We start from the raw sequence: 17,554 nt of genomic DNA on the forward strand, positions 1-17,554 counted from the left end.
GGAAGCCGTTTGCTACGCTCATGGTCGCAACGACGGGGGAAACGTGCAGGACCGAGGAGCTGGCGACGACCCTACGCCCGACCCCGGCGCGCCGCGCCCGGACGCCGCGGCGGCCGGCCCTGACCCCGCCGCGACCTCCCCCGCCCGGACGCTGTTCTTCGGCGCCGGGGCGCCGCCGGCCGGGGCGACCGATCCGCTGCTCGGGACGCGCGTCGGGAGCTTCGAGATCGTCCGGCTGCTCGGCCGCGGCGGGATGGGGACGGTGTACCTCGGCGAGCACCCCGCCATCGGGAGCAAGGTCGCGATCAAGTTCCTGCACGAGTCGATGGCGTCCGACGCCCAGGCGGTGACGCGTTTCTTCGACGAGGCGCGCGCGGTGAACCTCATCGGTCACGAGAACATCGTCGCGATCTACGACCTGAGCCTCCTCCCGCCGAACCGCCACTACTTCGTGATGGAGCTCCTCGAGGGCGAGTCGCTCGCGGCCCGCCTCCGCCGGGGCCGGGTCGCGCCGGACGTCGCCCTCGACGTCCTCCTGCAGCTCTGCGACGCGCTCCAGTGCGCGCACGAGCGGGGCGTGGTGCACCGCGATCTCAAGCCGGAGAACGTCTTCCTCGTCCCGCGGCGCGGGAAGACGCACTTCGTGAAGCTGCTCGACTTCGGCATCGCGAAGCTGCGCGGCGCGGCCGGCGGGCGGACGCAGGCCGGGCTCCTCGTCGGCACCCCGGAGTACATGGCCCCGGAGCAGTGCGACGACGCGCCGGTCGACGCCCGCACCGACGTGTACGCGCTCGGCGTCATCGCCTTCGAGCTCGCGACCGGGCGCCTCCCGTTCGAGGGCCGCTCCGTGACGCAGCTCCTCCTCGCGCACCTCCAGAAGCCGCCGCCGCGCCCGTCGGACCTCGCGCCGGTCCACCCGGCGCTCGAGACCGCCATCCTGCGCGCGCTCGAGAAGGCGCCCCCGGACCGGTTCCAGGACATGGGGTCGTTCGCGGACGCGCTGCGCGCAGCGGGCGAGGCGATCAGCGCGACCTCGACCTCTCCATCCGTTCGCCCCGAGCCCTTCGACTCCGGCGCTTCGCGCCTGCGCTCACGGCAAGCGGAGTCGAAGGGCGCGCCCGCCGTCCTCGTCCCGCCTCCACCCCCGCCCGCGCGCCCGGACGCCCGCGACCTCCCGGACCTCACCGCGGAGCTCCTCGCGCCCGGGGCGGCGGCGCGCCCGCTCGCGGTCGTCGAGCTCACCCGCGCCGGGCTCTTCCTGCGCGCGGATCGCGAGCTGCCGCCGGTGCGCGCCCGCGTCTCGCTCGCGGTCGCGCACCCGTCGCTCGCGCGACCGCTCCGCGTGACCGGGGAGGTCGTCCGGCGCGTGTCGCCGGAGGACGCGGCGGCGGCCGGGATGCCGGCGGGCTTCGCGGTCCAGCTCATCGAGGCATCCCCCGAGGCGCGCGCCGCGATGTCGGCGCTCGCCGACGCCGCCCGGCCGCGCAGCGCGGCGGCACCGCTCCGCGACCCCGCCGCGCTCCTCGACGCCGTCCTCGCCCGGGCGGGCGCCGGCCCTTACGCCCTCCTCGGCGTCCCCCCCGACGCGGAGCTGGCCGAGGTCCGCCGCGCCGGGCGCGCGCTCCGGGAGGCGCTCGAGGCCGTCCGCGCCGCCCCGCGATCCGCCGACCAGCCGGCGTGCGCGCAGGCGGCGCTCGCCCGGCTCGACGACGCGCTGGCGGCGGTCGGCGCCCCCGCCCCTCGCCTCGCGCACGACGCGCGGACCGGCAACTGGCGCGGCGTGGCGCGCTGCCTCGCCGCGGGAGTCCCGGAGGCGCTCGCCGACGCGCGTCGGCGCGAGCTGCTCGCCGCGGAGCCGGCGCGCGCGGCGGAGGCGCAGCGCCAGCTCGCGCGCGCCCGCGTCGCGCGGAAGCTCGGGAACCACGGCCCCGCCCGCGCCGCGTACGAGGCCGCCCTCACCGCCGATCCGCTCGACCGGGTCGCGCGCGAGGAGTACGAGGCGTTCGTGGGCTGAGGCGGCCTCGGCCCACGACCGGCCTCCTTCACCGTTTCCGTTTCCGTTTCCGTTTCCGTTACCGGCTTCTCCGCCCTCCGTGACCCGAGTCCCGTGTCCCCTGTTCCGTTCTCCGCTCGCCCGGAAAGACGGGCCACGGGCCACGGGAGTCGGTTCACGGTCACGGGTGCGGTAACGGTAACGGTAACGGTAACGGTAACGGTAACGGTAACGGTAACGGCACGGTAACGGCACGGGACTTGGGCCCAAGCCCCGCCTCCGGCGTGAGCGCGGTGAATGCTCCGCCGCTCCGGGCCGTCCCCCGGGGTAGACTCGGGCCCACCGATGCTCGCGCTCCCGCCCGCGCTCCTTGCGCTCGCGCTCCTGCAGCAGGCGCCCTCGCCGGCGCCCGACGCCGCGTCGCCGCCCGAGGTCACGCCCGGGGTCGTCTCCCACGCGGGGAACGGCGACCTCACCGCGGTCCGGCGCTACCGCGTCGAGCGCGTCGAGTTCCGCGGGCTCGTGCACACGCGTGCGGACGAGGTGCGCCGGCACGTCCTCGTCGCCGAGGGGGACATCCTCGACCAGGACCGCGTGCTGCTGTCGCGGCTCCGGCTCCTGCAGCTCGGGTGGTTCTCGCGGGTGGAGGCGCGCGTCGCGCGCGGCTCCGAGCGCGGGCTCGTCGTCCTCGTGTTCGACGTCGTCGAGCGGAACACGCTCGTCGTCACCGATCTCGTCTTCGGCACCACCGGGCCGCAGCCCTTCTACGGCGGCCTCGGGCTCTCGCAGCAGAACTTCCTCGGCCGCGGGCTCGGCCTCTCCGGCGCGTTCGTCTACGGGGGCGCCCCGCTCGGCCGTCCCGACGATCCCTCCCGGTTCGCGCTGCGGGGCGGGTTCTTCGCCCCCGACGTGGCCGTGGGCCGGCTCCCGCCGCTCGTGTTCGGGTTCTCGGGGGTGTTCCTGCGCGGCGAGGAGCTCGCCTGCGGCGACCCCGCGTGCGACGCGTTCTCCGCCGACCACTACGCGGGGGCGCCGCGGATCCGCTACCAGCGCACCGGCGGCGACCTGACCCTCGGGTTCCGGCCCGGCCCGTTCGAGCGGGTGTCCGGGACGTACCGGTACGAGCGCGTGCACGCGACCGGCGTCGACCTCGCCCTGGGCGTCCCGGGCGCGGCGCCGCCGGTGCTGCCGGGCTGGTCGAACGACTCGGCGCTCACCCTCTCGTACGAGATCGACACCCGGGACGACTTCTTCTTCCCGACCGAGGGCGTCCGCGGCCTCGCCCAGGTGACGCTCGGCTCGAAGCTGCTGGGCAGCGACTACGAGTACAGCCGGTACCTCCTCCAGCTCGAGACCGCGTACGCGCTGTTCGGGCAGCGGCTCAGGTTCCAGAGCGCGCTCGGCGTGGCCCAGGGCGACGCGCCGTTCTTCGATCGGTTCTACGCGGCGGACTTCTCGTACTTCGCGGTCGGCCCCGCGCTCGGCCGCGCGCTCGAGCTGAACTTCTCGACCGACTCCCGCTACGACGCGTTCCTCGCCATGGGCGGGCTCGAGTACGGCGTGCCGCTCTGGTCGCGGGGTGGCTTCTTCCAGCGAGGCTACGTCGCGTTCGGCGTGCGGGGCGTCTGGTCGTCGCAGACGCTCGGCGGCGGGCGCACCACGTACTCGAAGATCCCGTTCTCGGCGGACGTCGCGCTCCGCCTCGACACGCCGGTCGGCACCTTCAACGCGTCCCTTGGGTACGCGGTGGACAACTTCCTGTGAGCCTCGGCCGCCACGCGCGCGGCCTGGCGGCCGCCTTCGCGATCGGAGTCGCGGCCCTGACGGCGCCCGCCGCGCGCGCGGCCGCGCCCGCGCCGCTCCCCGTACGGCTCGCGACCCGCGGCGACGTGCTGCTCGCCACGCTCGATCTCTCCTCGGTGTTCGTCCCGTCGATGGAGCATCAGCTCGGGAACGGGCTCACGAACGTCATCGCCCTCTGGGTCGCGGTGCTGCCGGAGTCCGGGGGGGAGGCGGAGGCGCTGTACGGCCGGGTGATCGAGATCCTCTTCGACGTCTGGGAGGAGACCTACACGGTGGTGGTGAAGGACGCCCGCGCGCCCGCTGGGATCCGGGTGGTCCTCCGGGACTTCGCCGCGCTCCGGGCGTTCCTGTCCAACGTACACGACATCGACCTCGGGCTCGTCTCCGACCTGCCGACGGGCCGCTTCGTCATCGAGGCGCGCGTGGAGGTGAACCCGGTCTCCAAGGAGCAGCTCCAGCGGACGCGGGAGTACATCGCGAACCCACCGGCGGGGGCGCGGCCGGGCGGCGGCGCGTCGCGGAGCGTGCTCGGCGCCGTGGCGAGCTTCCTGCTGCGCGAGCCGGATCCCGGCACCGACGTGCACCGGTTGCGCTCGCGGCCGTTCGCCCGCTCCGAGGTGGCGGCGCGATGAGGGCCCGGCTCGGGCGGGTCGCCCGCCGCCTCGCGGGCGCGCTGCGGTTCTCGCAGTTCGAGCTCAAGATCGCGCTGGCGCTGGTCGTCGCGGCGACGCTCCCGCTCTTCGGCGCGCTGTTCCTCGCCGGCCGCGTCGCCGAGGAGAACCTCTCGCTCGGGCTCGACCCGCGCGTCGTCGAGCGGCTCGAGTCCATCCCGTCCCTGTACGGCGACCTGTTCCAGGCCCGGAAGCAGCTCTACGCGGAGCAGGCGAAGGCGCTCGCGCGCGGGCTCCCCGGCGACCGCGCCACGGCGAGCGCGTACCTCGCGAGCGCGCTCGACCGCACGCCGCGCCTCCGCCGCGTGACGTGGTACGGACCCGGCGGGCGCGTCGTCGCCGAGGCGGAGACGCAGACGCCGAACCCCGAGGGTGAGTGGCGCGAGGCGCCGGCCCGCGTCGCGCTCCCGCGCGGCGGCCGCCTCGAGTGCGTGTTCGCCATCGAGGCGCACTACTTCGCCGAGGTGAACGAGGCGCGGGAGCTCGCCGAGCTGGTGCAGGGCGTGTCGGCGCTCCGCTCGGAGATCCGGCGCAGCTACGTCCGCGCCTTCGGGGTGCTCCTCGTCGCGTGGGCGGCGGGCGCCGCGGCGGTGGGCATCTGGCTCGCGCGCCGGACGACGCGGCGGCTGTCGGCGCTCGTGCTCGCCGTCCGGCGGCTCGCGGCGGGCGATCTCGCGGTGCAGGTGGACCCGGGGCGCAGCAGCGACGAGGTGGCCGGGCTCGCCCGGGCCTTCAACGCCATGGTGCGGGAGGTCCGGGAGAGCCGTGACCGGATCGTCTACCTCGAGAAGATCTCCGGGTGGCAGGAGGTGGCGCGCCGGCTGGCCCACGAGATCAAGAACCCGCTCACGCCGATGAAGCTCGCGTTCCAGCAGCTCGAGGCGCGGTGGAAGACCTCTCCCGCCCGGCCCGGCGACGCGGAGTTCGGGAAGCTCCTCTCCGACGCGGGCGAGATCGTCCGCGAGGAGATCGGGACGCTGCAGCGCCTCGTCGACGAGTTCTCGGGGTTCGCGAAGCTCCCCGAGGTCCGGCCCGAGCCCGCCGACCTCGGCGAGTTCGCCGACGAGTTCCTCCGCACGAGCCCGCAGGTGCGCGACGTGGCGGACGTGGAGCTCGTGCGCGCGAGCCCCGCGTGCCCGGTGGCGCTCGACAAGGCGCTCATGCGCCGCGTCCTCACCAACCTCGCCGCGAACGCCATCGAGGCCTCCCGGCCGAAGCGGGCGCGGATCCACATCGGCGTGGCGCGGACGCGGGAGCGCGCGGTGCTCACCGTCGCCGACGAGGGGCCCGGGGTGGACCGCGCGGTGCGGGACCGGATCTTCGATCCCTACTTCACGACGAAGGGCTCGGGCACGGGTCTGGGGCTCGCCATCGTGAAGAAGATCGTGCTCCAGCACGGCGGCGAGATCGAGGCGGGGGAGCGTCCCGGGGGCGGCGCCTCCTTCACGATCGCGCTGCCGCTCCGCGACGCTGCCCCCGCGCCGCGGGACGCCGCGGGGCCGCGCGCGCCGTGAGCGGCCGGGGCGGCCGGAGGGCCGCGCGCGCCGTCTGCTCGCCCCGAACACGGGGCGCGCCCGCGCGCGCCGTGTCATGCTCGCGCCATGTACGAGCACCGCGGCACCCGCCCCATCCCGATGCGCCGCTTCCTGCGCCGCCTCGCGGCGCACGCCGCCGTCGCGCTCGCGCTCGTCGCCGTGTCGCTGGGAGCAGGCATGGCCGGCTACATGTCGCTGGAGCGGCTGAGGTGGCGCGACGCCTTCCTGAACGCAGCGATGCTGCTCGGCGGGATGGGCCCGGTCGATCCGCCCCGGTCCGATGCCGGCAAGGTGTTCGCCGGCGTGTACGCGCTCTACTGCGGGATCGTGTTCCTCGCCGCGGCAGGTATCGTGTCCGCGCCGGTCGTGCACCGGCTGCTCCACCGGTTCCACTGGACCGACGAGACGGACCGTCGCGGCTGACCACCTCCGCCCCTGGACCGGACGCCGCTCGCGGGGCACGAGATCGCCGCCCGCGGGCCGCGTGGCCGCCCCCTCGACGGCGCGAGCCGCGACGGGGACGCGTTCCGAACGCGGTTGCGGGCGCACCGGCGCGCGGCTTTAATCCGTCGCCATGTCCCGCGATCTCGAGAACCGCATCGCCCTCGTCACCGGCGCCAGCTCCGGCTTCGGCGCCGCCTGCGTCGACGCCTTCGTCGCGGCCGGCGCGCGCGTCGTGGCCGCCGGCCGCCGCGCCGACCGCCTCGCCGACGTCGCCGGCCGCCACCCCGGCCGGGTCCACGTGCTCCCGCTCGACGTGCGCGATCGGACCGCGGTGGAGCGGAGCCTCGCCGCCCTGCCGCCGGGGTTCGCGGAGGTGGACGTGCTCGTGAACTCCGCCGGGCTCGCGCTCGGCCTCGAGCCCGCCCAGCGCGCGTCCGTCGACGAGTGGGAGCAGATGATCGAGACGAACTGCGCCGGGCTGGTGACGGTCACCCGGGCGCTCCTGCCCGGGATGATCGCGCGGGGGCGCGGCCACGTGGTGAACATCGGCTCGGTCGCCGCGACGTACCCGTACCCGGGCGGCAACGTCTACGGAGCCACCAAGGCGTTCGTGCGCCAGTTCACCCTGAACCTCAAGGCGGACCTGCTCGGCACGCCGGTCCGCGCGACCGTCATCGAGCCCGGCATGGCGGAGACCGAGTTCTCGGTGGTCCGCTTCGGCGGAGACGCCGAGCGGGCGAAGAAGGTGTACGACGGCATGCAGCCGCTCACCCCGGCGGACGTGGCGGACACGATCCTCTGGTGCGTCACCCGCCCGCCGCACGTGAACGTGAACGCGATCGAGCTCATGCCCGTCGCGCAGGCGTTCTCGCCGTTCACGGTGAAGCGCGGGTGAGAGGGGTCGCGCCCGGAACGCGCGCGCCCGGTCCGCTCGCCCCGTGCCTGGCTCGCGAAGCGGGCGCGGAGTCGAGGGGCGGCCCGCCCCCTCACGGCTCGCCGTGAGAGGGGCGCGCGACGGGTAGCGCCTCGGCTACCGCTCCTCGCCGGCGTCGAGGCCGCCCGGCGACACCGGCCAGCCGACCTCCTCGGCGGTGGGCTCGAGGTCGCGGCGCAGCTTCTCGAGCGCGCGGATCTCCAGCTGCCGGGCGCGCTCGCGCGAGAAGCCGAAGTGGTGGCCGAGGTCCCGAAGCGTCTCCTTGCCCTCGCCCATGATCCGCGCCTCGACGATGTGGCGCTCGCGCGGATCGAGCCGGCCCATCGCCTCGTTCACGCGACGTGCGAGCAGGGCGTCTTCCTGCGCCCGGGCGAGCTCCTCGTCCTGCGGGTCGCCCTCGGACGGCGTGAACTCGAGGTGCGTGCTCGTCCCGTCGGCGACCGGCGCGTCGAGCGAGAGATCGCGACCCTCCATGCGCTGGGTCATCTCGACGACGTCGCTCGGCCGGACGCGGAGCTTCTTCGCCACGAGCGCGACGTCGATCCCCTCCTCCTGCAGGCCGGCGCCGGGCGTGATCCGCTCGATCTCGTGGCGGGTGCGGGCGAGCGAGAAGAACAGCTTCCGCTGCGCCTGCGTGGTCCCGATCTTCACGAGCGACCAGGACTTCAGGATGTGGTTCTGGATGTACGCGCGGATCCACCAGACCGCGTAGGAGATGAGGCGGATCTCCTTGTCGGGATCGAACTTCTGCACGGCCTTCATGAGGCCGATGTTCCCTTCCTGGATGAGGTCGGCCATCCGCAGGCCGTAGGAGCGGTACTCGAACGCGACCTTCACGACGAAGCGAAGGTTCGCCTCGACGAGCCGGTGGCCCGCCCGCTTGTTCCCCTCGTCCCTGAACTGCCGCGCGAGCCTCCGCTCCTCGTCGACGGTGAGGAGCGGGACCTTGTTGATCTCGCGGAGGTACTGGTCGAGGGTGCTGCTCGGGGTGGTCGTGCGGTTCATCTCTCCTCCAAGGTGCGATGCGAACCCGCTTCCCCGTGAGCAACGACCGTGCCCAGATTGCGAGATGCGCTTCTGGGCGGTTTCGGCGCGGCCTCGGCGCTGCAAGTACTCACGTCTGTAAGAACGACGCGCGGGATCCGGTAATCGCGACAGGAGCGCCGCTCCGGGGGCCCCTTCGTCGGGCTTGCGAGCAGTCCCCACGCGAGCGCGTCCGCGCCGGCCCTCGCGAGCGGCGCCGTGACCAGCGCGGGGGGCATGCGCGAGCGTGCGAGCGGAGACCGGGCGGCGCGCCGGCCGAACGGCGTGGAGTGCCGGCGATCGCCGAGCGCCTCCGCCCCGGGCCGTGCGATCGCCGTCGCGTCCTCGTGCTGCCCACGTGGCCGCCGCTCCCGGTTCATTGGTGTGCCGACGATAAGCGCCAGGCGCGCTCGTTACACGGTCCGTGACGCGGACGACCCGTCCGGGCCTCACCGAGCCCGACGCCGCCCGCTAGATCGCTCGCCGCTGCGCCCGGCCTTCGGGCCGGCGCGCGCCGTGCTCACACCCAGGAGAACCCGATGCGTCCGTCCGCTCGCCTCACGATCGCCGCCCTCGCGGTACTGCCGCTCGTCGGCCTCGCGCAGGGCGGTCCCGCGCGCGCGCAGCCGTCGAAGGGCGGCGCCGCGACCCAGGCGAAGGGGAAGACCGAGATCACCTGGTACGGCCACGCCGCCTTCGTCGTGAAGACGCCCGGCGGGACGGTGATCGCCATCGATCCGTGGCTCTCGAACCCGAAGGCGCCGGAGCAGGGGCTCGCGGACAAGCTCGAGAAGGTCGACTACATCCTCGTGAGCCACGGCCACTTCGATCACGTCGGCGACGCGGTCGCGATCGGGAAGCGGACCGGCGCGAAGCTCGTCACGAACTTCGAGCTCGCGCAGGAGCTCGTCGGCGCGGGCTACCCGAAGGACGCCGCCGGGTTCGAGACGGTCGGCAACTTGGGCGGCGTGATCCAGGCCGGCGACGCCACGGTGATCATGGTGCCGGCGCTGCACTCCTCCGGGTTCGGCGACGACAAGGGCCAGCACCCGGGCGGAAACCCGATGGGCTTCGTGATCAAGGTGAAGGGCGGGCCGACCATCTACCACACGGGCGACACCGACGTGACGATGGACATGAAGCTCATCCCCGAGCGCTACGGCCCCGTCGACGTGATGCTCGCGTGCATCGGCGGCCACTTCACGATGGACCCCAAGGGCGCGGCCCTCGCGGCGTCGTACGTGAAGGCGAAGACGATCGTGCCGATGCACTTCGGCACGTTCCCGGTGCTCACCGGGACGCCCAGGGAGCTCCAGGCCGCCGTGAAGGCGCCGACGAAGGTCCACGTGATGGAGCCGGGGAAGATGGAGACGCTGTAGTCCGCGTGGGCGCCCGGACCGAGGGCCCACGCATCACCCTGGGTCAGGTCCGCCGAACCCTACGCCGCCATCGGGAAGAGCCCGCGCGTCTGCTTCTCCACCAGGCTCGCGTAGTACCCGCCGCGCCCGATGAGCTCCTGGTGCTTCCCCTGCTCCACGATCCGGCCCTGCTTGAGGACGACGATGCGGTCCGCGTCGACGACCGTGGAGAGACGGTGCGCGATGATGAGCGTCGTCCGCCGGCGGGAGACGCGCGCGAGCGCCTCCTGCACGAGCGCCTCCGACTCCGCGTCGAGCGCCGAGGTGGGCTCGTCGAGGATCAGGATGGCGGGGTCCTTGAGCAGCGTCCGGGCGATGGAGATGCGCTGCCGCTCGCCGACGGAGAGGCGGCTGCCGCGCTCGCCGACGACGGTGTCGTAGCCGTCCGGCAGCCGCGAGACGAAGTCGTGGGCGTTCGCGGCGCGGGCGGCCGCCTCGATCTCGGCGCGCGTGGCGCCGGGCCGGCCGTACGCGATGTTCGCGCGGATCGACTCGTTGAAGAGGAGCGAGTCCTGGAACACGACGCCGACCTGCCGGCGGAGCGCGATCTGCTTGAGCTTGCGGACGTCGATGCCGTCCACGCGGACCACGCCGTCCGTCGGGTCGTAGAACCGCTGCACCAGCGCGACGAGGGTCGACTTCCCCGACCCCGACGGGCCGACGATGGCGAGCCGCTCGCCCTCGTGCACGTGCAGGTCGATGCCGTCGAGGAGCGGGGCGCCGCCCGGATAGGAGAACCGGATCCCGTCCCAGCGGATGTCGCCGCGGAGCCCGAGCACCTCGCGGGCGTCGGGCGCGTCGCCGAGCGCGTCCTGGGCGTCGAGGATCCCGTACACCTCCTCGACCGACACCTGCGCGGTGCGGAGCGTCTTGTAGACGCCGGAGAGCCCGAGCACGGGGCCGAAGAGGCCGCCGACGTAGCCCACGAACGCGACCAGCGTGCCGGCGGTGATGTGGCCGCGGAGCACGAGCGCGCCGCCGACGGCGAGCGCCGCGATCCGGGCGCCGATCTGGACGAGGTTCTGTGCGGCGCCGACGCCCGCATCCACGCCGACGCCGCGGATCACGACGTCGTTCGCGGAGTTCACCTCGTCGAGGAACCGCTTCTTCTCGGCGTCCTCCATGGCGAAGCTCTTCACCGTGACGATGCCGGAGAGCACCTCGTTGAAGCGCGAGTAGATGTGCACCCACCGCTCGAGCAGGACCCGCTCGCGCCGCGTCTGCATGGGCGCCGCGAAGCGGGCGATGAGGGCGGGCAGGGGCGCGAACACGAGCACGAGCACCGCGAGCCGCGACTCCAGGCGGAGCATCACGAGGACCGACAGCACGAGGTACATCACCGCCGGCACCACGTTGAAGGCGATGTCGGAGAGCGCGCCCACGAGCCCCTGGATCGAGCGGTCGAGCCGCGTCATCGTCGCGCCCACGCCCTCGCCCCGGTGGAACGAGAGCGGGAGCCGGTGCAGCCGGGAGACGCAGGCCTCGGTGAGCCCGAACTGGATGCCGATGCGGGTCCGCCAGGTGAGCCAGTTCGAGCCCGCGGTGAGCGCCTCGCGCACGAGGCCGAGCACGACGAGGGCGATGACGCCCTCCGCGAGGCCGCGGGCGCCGGCGCCCGCGCCGAAGCCGTCGAAGATCCGCTTCATGGCCAGCGGCTCGGCCGCGTTCACGGCAGCGAGCGCCATCGAGACGGCGAGGATGCCCGCGATCGCGCCGCGATACGGCACGAGGAACTCCGCCGCGCGGCGGAGGCCGACGCGGCGGGCGGGGGCGGTGGAGGCGGCGGTGGTCACGCGTGCGGGAACGCGCCACCCGCGGCGGGTCATTCCCCCTGGGGTGGGCGGATGGGCGTCGGCGCTCGCGACGAGCCCCCTCACCCTGGCCCTCTCCCTCGCTTCCGACCGGAGGGCCCCACCGGCCGGTCGCTCGTCGGCACGTGGCGCTCGCGCTCCACTCCCTGGGTCGAGGGAAGGGCATCCGGCCGACGGCAGGTGCACGACCGACCGTCCGCCTCCTCGGCACGTGGGAGCACCCCGCCGTCGGCGAGGTCCACCCCGCTGAATCGCGCTCGGACACGACTTCCGCCCGCGCCGGGGCCTCGCGGTCAGTGCGTCACGGCCGGCACCTCGTCGTCACCCTCGCCCGCGAGGGGGAGCGTGAACGAGAAGGTCGCGCCGCTCCCCGGCGCCGACTCCACCCAGATCCGCCCGCCGTGCGCCTCGACGATCCCGCGCGCGATGGCGAGCCCGAGGCCGGTGCCACGGTACCCGGCGGTCGCGCCGCGGCGGTACGGCTGGAACAGGTGCGGCCGGTCCTCCTCCGCGATCCCGGGGCCCTCGTCCGCGACCCGGAACACGACCGCCTCGCCATCAAGGCTCGCGGACACGCGGACGCTCCGCCCGGGCGCGCTCACCTTGATGGCGTTCGAGACGAGGTTCCCGAGCACCTGGAGGATCCGGTCGTGATCGGCGCGGACCGGCGGCAGCCCCTGCGCGGCCTCCGCGGACAGCACGAGCCCCTTCTCGCGCGCGGAGGCCCCGAACGCCTCCACCGCGTCCGCCGCGAGTCGCGCCGGCGCCTCCGGCCTCGGCAGCACCGAGAGCTGGCCGGACTCCACCGCGGTCGCGTCGAGGAGGTCCCCGATGAGCCTGCGCATCCGGTCCACGGCGCGCCGGATCTGGTCCGCGGCCGAGCGCACGCGCTCGCCGTCCCGGCCGGGCACGTCCAGCGTGGCGAGGCGGCCTGCGCCGAGGAGCACCGTGGACAGCGGGTTGCGGAGGTCGTGCGACACGAACGCGAGCACGCGGTCCCTCAGCTCGGCCTCGGCGCGCGCGTCGTGCAGGAGGCGCGCGTTGTCGAGCGCCACGGCGCACCGGCGCCCGAGCTCCTGGACGAACTCGAGATCCTCCGCGTCGAGGTCGCGCCGCGAGCGCGCCGTGGCGAGCGCGAGCGCGCCGACGACGCGCCCGTGCAGCTGGAGCGGGACGGCGAGGAAGGACCGCAGCCCGAGCCGCTCGAGGAGCTCCCGGGGCTGCCCGTTGCCCGGCCCGCGCCGCGCGTCGCGGACGCGCGGAATCACCTCCGGCTGGCCGTTGCGCAGGACGCGCCCGAACAGCTGCCGCTCCTTCGCGGGGGCGCCGCCCTCGACGAGGGCGCGCCAGGCGGCGGCGAGGTCCTCGTCGGCGGTCTCCGCCACGACCTTGCCCGTCACCCGGCCGCCGGCGACGCGCGCGACGGCGCAGAGATCCGCGATGTCCGGGACGGCGAGGCGCGCGATCCGGGCGAGCACCGCCTCGTCCGTCACGGCCTCGGCGAGCTCGGCGCTGGCGCGCGCGAGGAACGCGAGGCGCTCCACCGCGCGGTGGGCCTCGGTCGTCTCGACCACGACGGCGCCGATCCCGACGATCTCGCCGCCGCGCCGGACCGGGAAGAAGTCCTCTCGCCAGTTGCGGCGCACGCCGGGCGCCGCCGGCGTCTCGCCGGAGATCTCCGCGCCGATCCACGGCTCCCCGCCCTCGAGCATCTCGCGCCATTTCCGCTGGATGGCGTCGATCCCCTCGAGCGCAGGGAACAGCTCCGCAGGCGTGTGCCCGAGGTGCGCCTCGACCGGCAGCCCGTTCACCTCGGCGAGCCAGCGGTTGAGCCGCACGAACCGGAGGTCCCGGTCCCAGAACGCGAGGCCGACGGGCGCGGACTGGAACAGCGCCTCTAGGCGCGCGCTCGCGTCCTCCCGCGCGCCCATCGCCTCGCGGAGCGCCTGCCCGAGCCGCTCGACCGTCGCCACCACCACGGCGTCGAAGACCCGGGCGAGCGCCGTCGCCTCTCCCGGCGCGAGGGGCCCCTGCTCCTCGCGCACCGCGGTCACGGCGTCGCGCAGGACCGCCAGCTCGGCGAGCACGTCCTCGATCCCATAGCCGTCGGGGACGCGGTCGTCCGCGTGCAACATGGCCTGCCAGCGTGGCGACGGTCCGCCCGACAGCGCCGTCGCGATCGCCTGCAGCAGCTCCGGGACGTGATCGACGAGCAGCGGGCGCGGGAGCGACCGCCCCGGCCCGGCTTCCACCCGGAGCGCCGCCTCCCACCGGGCGAGCACCTCCCCCGCGCGATCCCGGATCGCGCTCACCATCGCTGGCCACTGCGTCGCCCCGCGGTCCACGACGGAGAACCTAAGGTGCGGGTTCACGATCGACCGGCGCCCGGCGGGGCATGGGCCCGCCTGCCGGGTCGTCATTCGGCCAGGAAGTCGGCGATCGTCCGGAAGCGCGGGAGGTACTTGCAGACGATCCGAGTGGTCGAGAGCAGCGGTACCGCGAGGAACAGCCCGAGCGGTCCCCACAGCCAGAACCAGAACAGCGAGCCGAGGAAGACCGCGAGCGCGCTGAGCCGGAGCTGCTTCCCGAGGAAGATCGGGTCGACGACGTTCCCCTGGATCGAGACCAGGGCGAGGTAGATGCCCCCGACGAGGAGCACGTCCCGCGGCCGACCGTACTGGAGCACCGCCATCGCGGTCGGCAGCACGAACCCGATCGCCGGCCCGACGTACGGCACGAAGTGGAGGAGCGCCGTGGTGATGCCCCAGATCGCGGCGTGCTCGAGCCCGTACAGCCCGTACACGATCCACATCACCACGCCGAGCACCGCGTTCAGCGCCACGCGGTTCAGCATGTACTGCTCCACGTCCCGGTGGAGCTCAGCGAGCGCGGCCCGCGCACGCGCGCGTCCGATCGGCGTCCTGCCGGCGTGGGAGAGGAACTTCTCGCGGTAGCGCGGCCCCTCCGCGAGGGAGAAGTACAGGACGAACACCGCGACGGTCGCCTCCGCCGCGATCGCGAGCGCGCCCTGCGCCGTGCCGAGGAGGAGGGCCGTCCACGGCACGCCCTCCTGCACCTGCACCTTCCCCGGCTGCCGCGGGGCCTGCACGATCTGCTCTCCCTGCGCCTGGAGGTGGCCGAGGTGCCGGCGGATGCCCGTGGCGAGCGCGCGGAGGCGGCCCTCGTAGCCAGGCAGCTCGTCGACGAACGAGGAGATCCGGTCGTACAGCAGGATCCCGATCCCGACCACGACGGCGGTGGCGAGGAGCGTGCCGGCGATGGCCGCGACCGAGCGCGGCACCTTGCGCCGCTCGAGGAACGCGACGAGGGGGTGGACCGAGAGCGCGAGCACGACGCCGAGCACCGCGGGCACGAGCAGCTCGCGCGCGAGCCACAGGAAGGCGATCCCCGCGCCGATGGCGAGGAGCACGAGCGCCCGGCCCGGGCCGGGCCAGTCGCGCGCGGGCGCGGGCGCGTGCGGGAGGCGCACGGGTCACCCCCCCGCGCCGAGCGCGGCGGCGAGCGCGAGCAGCTCGTCGACGCGGTGACCGCAGGTGTGGCGCGCGCGGATCGTCTCGAGGCCGCTCGCCGCGAGCGCACGGCCGAGACCGGGCTCGGAGAGGATCGCGCGGAGGTGGCGCTGCATCTCCGCTCCGTCGCGCGCGACGAGGTAGTCCCGCCCCGGCCGGAACAGCCCCTCCACGTCGTCCCACGGCGCACACACGAGGGGGATCCCGCAGGCGAGCGCCTCGAACGGCCGGATCGTCGGGATCCCGGGGAGCGCCTCCGCGTACGGGCGCCGCGGTACGTGGACGGTGACCCTGTGCCGCGCGAGCACCTCCGGCGCGCGGTGGTTCGGGAGCCAACCCCGGTAGGCGACCCCGGCGGCGGCGAGCGCCCGCCGGGCGGACTCCGGGTAGCGGACGCCGTGAGCCGACGCGGAGAGGCCCAGCTCGCGCACCGGCTCGAGGAGGAACGCACGGAGCTCCGCGGTGCGCTCCTCGTCACCCCAGTTCCCGACGAACACGAGGTCGCCCTCCTTCTCCGCGGGGAGCGGCCGGAAGCGGCGGACGTCCGCCGCCTCGTGCCAGACGAACGCGCGCGGCCCCCAGCCGCGGGCGCGGTACAGCTCCGCGAGCACCTTCCCGAACGCGAGGACCCCGTCGTAGCGGGACAGATCGTAGCGCGCCATCTCCTCCGGCCGCGTGACCGCGCGGTGGTGCGTGTCGTGGAAGAGGAGGCGCAGCGCCGGCCGGTGCGCGCGCTCCGCCCCGAGGCGCGCGACGAGCCCGGGATCGCTCCACTCGTGCACGAGGGCGAGATCCACGCCGTCGAGCGCCTCGCCGAGATCCAGCGTCGCGAGGTCGTAGGCGCGGACCGGGATCTCCGGGTAGGCCTCGCGCCACGCGTCGAGCGCCGCCGGACCGTGATCGCGCGCGAGGTTCTCGGCGCTCCAGCCGTCGAGGGGCTCGAGGACCGTGACGGAGTGGCCGCGGTGGACGAGCTCGGAGGCGACGCCGCGGAGGAAGTGCGCGTTGCCGTGGTTCCAGTCGGAGCGGAGGGAGTGGACGAAGAGGGCGACGTTCATGGGGGGGCGGACGCTCCGGCGCGGTGCGCGAGCAGGTGACGGTAGAGGGCGAGCGTCCCGTCCGCGAGCCGGTCCGGCCCGAAGGCGAGGGCGCGCGTGCGCGCCGCGCCGGCGTACGCCGCGCGACGTCCGTCGTCCTCGGCGAGCGTCCGGAGCGCACGGGCGAGCGCGGCGCGGTCGCCCGGCGGGACGAACACGGCCGCGTCGTCCCAGGTCTCCCGCAGGCTCGGAAGGTCCGCGAGGACGAGAGCGCACCCGGCGAGCGCGGCCTCGAGGACGGCGAGCCCGAAGGGCTCGTAGCGCGCCGGGTGCGCGAAGATCGAGGCGCGCGCCAGCCAGCCGGCGAGGTCCGCCTCGGACAGGCGGCCGAGGAGCGTGGCGTACGATCTCGCTCCCCTCGCCCGTGCCTGCTCTCCCCCGCGCGCTTCCTGCGCGGGGGAGAGGGCCGGGGTGAGGGCCACGATCTCGCTTCCTTCGTTCGTACTCCCTCTCCCCCGCGCGTACGAACTCGCTTCCTTTGTCAGTACTCCCTCTCCCCCGCGCGCTTCCTGCGCGGGGGAGAGGGCCGGGGTGAGGGGGCGCGACCGCATCGCGACCGCCGCGTCCTCGCCGCCACGTCCCTCCCTCGGCGACGGGGGCGTCTCGCCGCCATCGACCCGCTCCGCCCCCGCGATGTACACCGCCCACGGCAGCTGCGGCGCCACCGCGACGAGCGCCGCCGCGTCCTTCGCCTCGTCCCACAGGCGCCCCGCGCCGAGGACGATCGGCTCCTTGCGCCCCGGCTGGAACCGCGCGGGGTCGCGGCCGTTCGGCACCACGAACGGCGCCGGGATCGGACCGTGGTGCCGGACCAGCGCGTCGGCCATCGCGCGGCTCGGCGCCGCGACCGCGCCGGCGCCCCGGAGCCCCGCGCGGACGGCCCGCCGGTACCGGTCCCACCCGGCCGGCGCCGGCGTCCCCTTCACCGCCTCGAACCACGAGAGCACGCAGGAGTGGCCCACCACGAGCTTCGGCGCCCGGAACGGGAGCGCGCCGTGCGCGAACGCGTTCAGGTGGACGACGTCGGGCCGCTCGCGGCGCTCCAGCTCGAGCAGCCACGCGCCGGCGCGCGCCACGTCGTCCCATGGTTCCGGCATCCACTCGAGGCGGAAGGCTCCCTCGGCGAGGACCACGCCCGGGATGGCGGAGACCGCCGCGCGCTGGTCGGGCCGGAGGCGCGCGCCCTCCGTCGCGAGGACGATCCGGACGCCGCGCGCCGCGAGCGCGCGCGCCAGCTCGACGGCGTAGGTGAACACGCCGCCCACCGCGTCGGAGTGGAGGAGGACCTTCATGCG

At 74.8% G+C, this 17,554-nt stretch carries 13 protein-coding genes; 7 read left to right on the plus strand and 6 right to left on the minus strand.

The annotated features are described in order from the left end of the window. The first annotated feature begins 43 nt into the window (after positions 1-43). From AMOR_RS05370 to AMOR_RS05395, 6 genes are all read left to right on the plus strand, one after another. A complete protein-coding gene (locus tag AMOR_RS05370; protein WP_248359276.1) occupies positions 44-2,014 on the plus strand; it encodes a serine/threonine-protein kinase in 1,971 nt (656 codons plus the stop codon). A gap of 324 nt (positions 2,015-2,338) precedes the next feature. Then, complete coding sequence (locus tag AMOR_RS05375; protein WP_248359279.1) at positions 2,339-3,757, plus strand: BamA/TamA family outer membrane protein; 1,419 nt, start codon at positions 2,339-2,341, stop codon at positions 3,755-3,757. After that, a complete protein-coding gene (locus tag AMOR_RS05380) occupies positions 3,754-4,428 on the plus strand; it encodes a hypothetical protein (RefSeq protein ID WP_248359282.1) in 675 nt (224 codons plus the stop codon). Before AMOR_RS05375 ends, AMOR_RS05380 begins: the two co-directional genes overlap by 4 nt. Next, positions 4,425-5,981 carry a sensor histidine kinase gene (locus tag AMOR_RS05385; protein WP_248359285.1) on the plus strand — a complete coding sequence of 519 codons (1,557 nt, stop codon included), beginning with the start codon at positions 4,425-4,427 and terminating at the stop codon, positions 5,979-5,981. The genes AMOR_RS05380 and AMOR_RS05385 overlap by 4 nt, the downstream gene beginning before the upstream one ends. An 87-nt stretch (positions 5,982-6,068) precedes the next feature. Next, entirely contained in the window at positions 6,069-6,425 is a 357-nt protein-coding gene (locus AMOR_RS05390; protein WP_248359290.1) for a hypothetical protein, read from the plus strand. Between the two features lie 151 nt (positions 6,426-6,576). Next, positions 6,577-7,341, plus strand: coding sequence for an SDR family NAD(P)-dependent oxidoreductase (locus AMOR_RS05395; protein ID WP_248359292.1), 765 nt, complete (start codon positions 6,577-6,579; stop codon positions 7,339-7,341). Positions 7,342-7,476: 135 nt separating this feature from the next. Here AMOR_RS05395 and AMOR_RS05400 read toward each other — a convergent pair whose 3' ends face one another. Continuing rightward, on the minus strand, positions 7,477-8,385 hold the full coding sequence (locus AMOR_RS05400; RefSeq protein WP_248359294.1) for an RNA polymerase factor sigma-32: 909 nt from the start codon (positions 8,383-8,385) through the stop codon (positions 7,477-7,479). Between the two features lie 557 nt (positions 8,386-8,942). On the opposite strand from AMOR_RS05400, the gene AMOR_RS05405 reads away from it, so the two are divergent. After that, positions 8,943-9,782 (plus strand): metal-dependent hydrolase, encoded by an 840-nt coding sequence (locus tag AMOR_RS05405; RefSeq protein ID WP_248359295.1) that lies wholly within the window; start codon positions 8,943-8,945, stop codon positions 9,780-9,782. A gap of 59 nt (positions 9,783-9,841) precedes the next feature. Here AMOR_RS05405 and AMOR_RS05410 read toward each other — a convergent pair whose 3' ends face one another. The 5 genes from AMOR_RS05410 to AMOR_RS05430 all read right to left on the minus strand — a co-directional run bounded on the left by AMOR_RS05410 (position 9,842) and on the right by AMOR_RS05430 (position 17,551). Continuing rightward, positions 9,842-11,647 carry an ABC transporter ATP-binding protein gene (locus AMOR_RS05410; RefSeq protein ID WP_404800947.1) on the minus strand — a complete coding sequence of 602 codons (1,806 nt, stop codon included), beginning with the start codon at positions 11,645-11,647 and terminating at the stop codon, positions 9,842-9,844. Between the two features lie 278 nt (positions 11,648-11,925). Continuing rightward, positions 11,926-14,052 (minus strand): sensor histidine kinase, encoded by a 2,127-nt coding sequence (locus AMOR_RS05415; RefSeq protein WP_248359298.1) that lies wholly within the window; start codon positions 14,050-14,052, stop codon positions 11,926-11,928. Next, positions 14,049-15,122 (minus strand): AI-2E family transporter, encoded by a 1,074-nt coding sequence (locus AMOR_RS05420; protein WP_248359300.1) that lies wholly within the window; start codon positions 15,120-15,122, stop codon positions 14,049-14,051. The genes AMOR_RS05415 and AMOR_RS05420 overlap by 4 nt, the downstream gene beginning before the upstream one ends. A 3-nt stretch (positions 15,123-15,125) precedes the next feature. Then, positions 15,126-16,220: a CgeB family protein gene (locus tag AMOR_RS05425; protein ID WP_248359303.1), complete on the minus strand. Its 1,095-nt coding sequence runs from the start codon at positions 16,218-16,220 to the stop codon at positions 15,126-15,128. Then, complete coding sequence (locus AMOR_RS05430) at positions 16,217-17,551, minus strand: glycosyltransferase family 4 protein (RefSeq protein ID WP_248359305.1); 1,335 nt, start codon at positions 17,549-17,551, stop codon at positions 16,217-16,219. Before AMOR_RS05430 ends, AMOR_RS05425 begins: the two co-directional genes overlap by 4 nt. Positions 17,552-17,554 lie beyond the last annotated feature (3 nt).

Source organism: Anaeromyxobacter oryzae, assembly GCF_023169945.1.
Lineage (GTDB): Bacteria > Myxococcota > Myxococcia > Myxococcales > Anaeromyxobacteraceae > Anaeromyxobacter > Anaeromyxobacter oryzae.

Coding starts and splice junctions, on each gene's coding strand:
- AMOR_RS05385 (WP_248359285.1), top strand. CDS start 4,425: ATGAGGGCCCGGCTCGGGCGGGTCGCCCGCCGCCTCGCGGGCGCGCTG.
- AMOR_RS05415 (WP_248359298.1), bottom strand. CDS start 14,052: ATGACGACCCGGCAGGCGGGCCCATGCCCCGCCGGGCGCCGGTCGATC.
- AMOR_RS05375 (WP_248359279.1), top strand. CDS start 2,339: ATGCTCGCGCTCCCGCCCGCGCTCCTTGCGCTCGCGCTCCTGCAGCAG.
- AMOR_RS05425 (WP_248359303.1), bottom strand. CDS start 16,220: ATGAACGTCGCCCTCTTCGTCCACTCCCTCCGCTCCGACTGGAACCAC.
- AMOR_RS05400 (WP_248359294.1), bottom strand. CDS start 8,385: ATGAACCGCACGACCACCCCGAGCAGCACCCTCGACCAGTACCTCCGC.
- AMOR_RS05390 (WP_248359290.1), top strand. CDS start 6,069: ATGTACGAGCACCGCGGCACCCGCCCCATCCCGATGCGCCGCTTCCTG.
- AMOR_RS05395 (WP_248359292.1), top strand. CDS start 6,577: ATGTCCCGCGATCTCGAGAACCGCATCGCCCTCGTCACCGGCGCCAGC.
- AMOR_RS05430 (WP_248359305.1), bottom strand. CDS start 17,551: ATGAAGGTCCTCCTCCACTCCGACGCGGTGGGCGGCGTGTTCACCTAC.
- AMOR_RS05405 (WP_248359295.1), top strand. CDS start 8,943: ATGCGTCCGTCCGCTCGCCTCACGATCGCCGCCCTCGCGGTACTGCCG.
- AMOR_RS05410 (WP_404800947.1), bottom strand. CDS start 11,647: ATGACCCGCCGCGGGTGGCGCGTTCCCGCACGCGTGACCACCGCCGCC.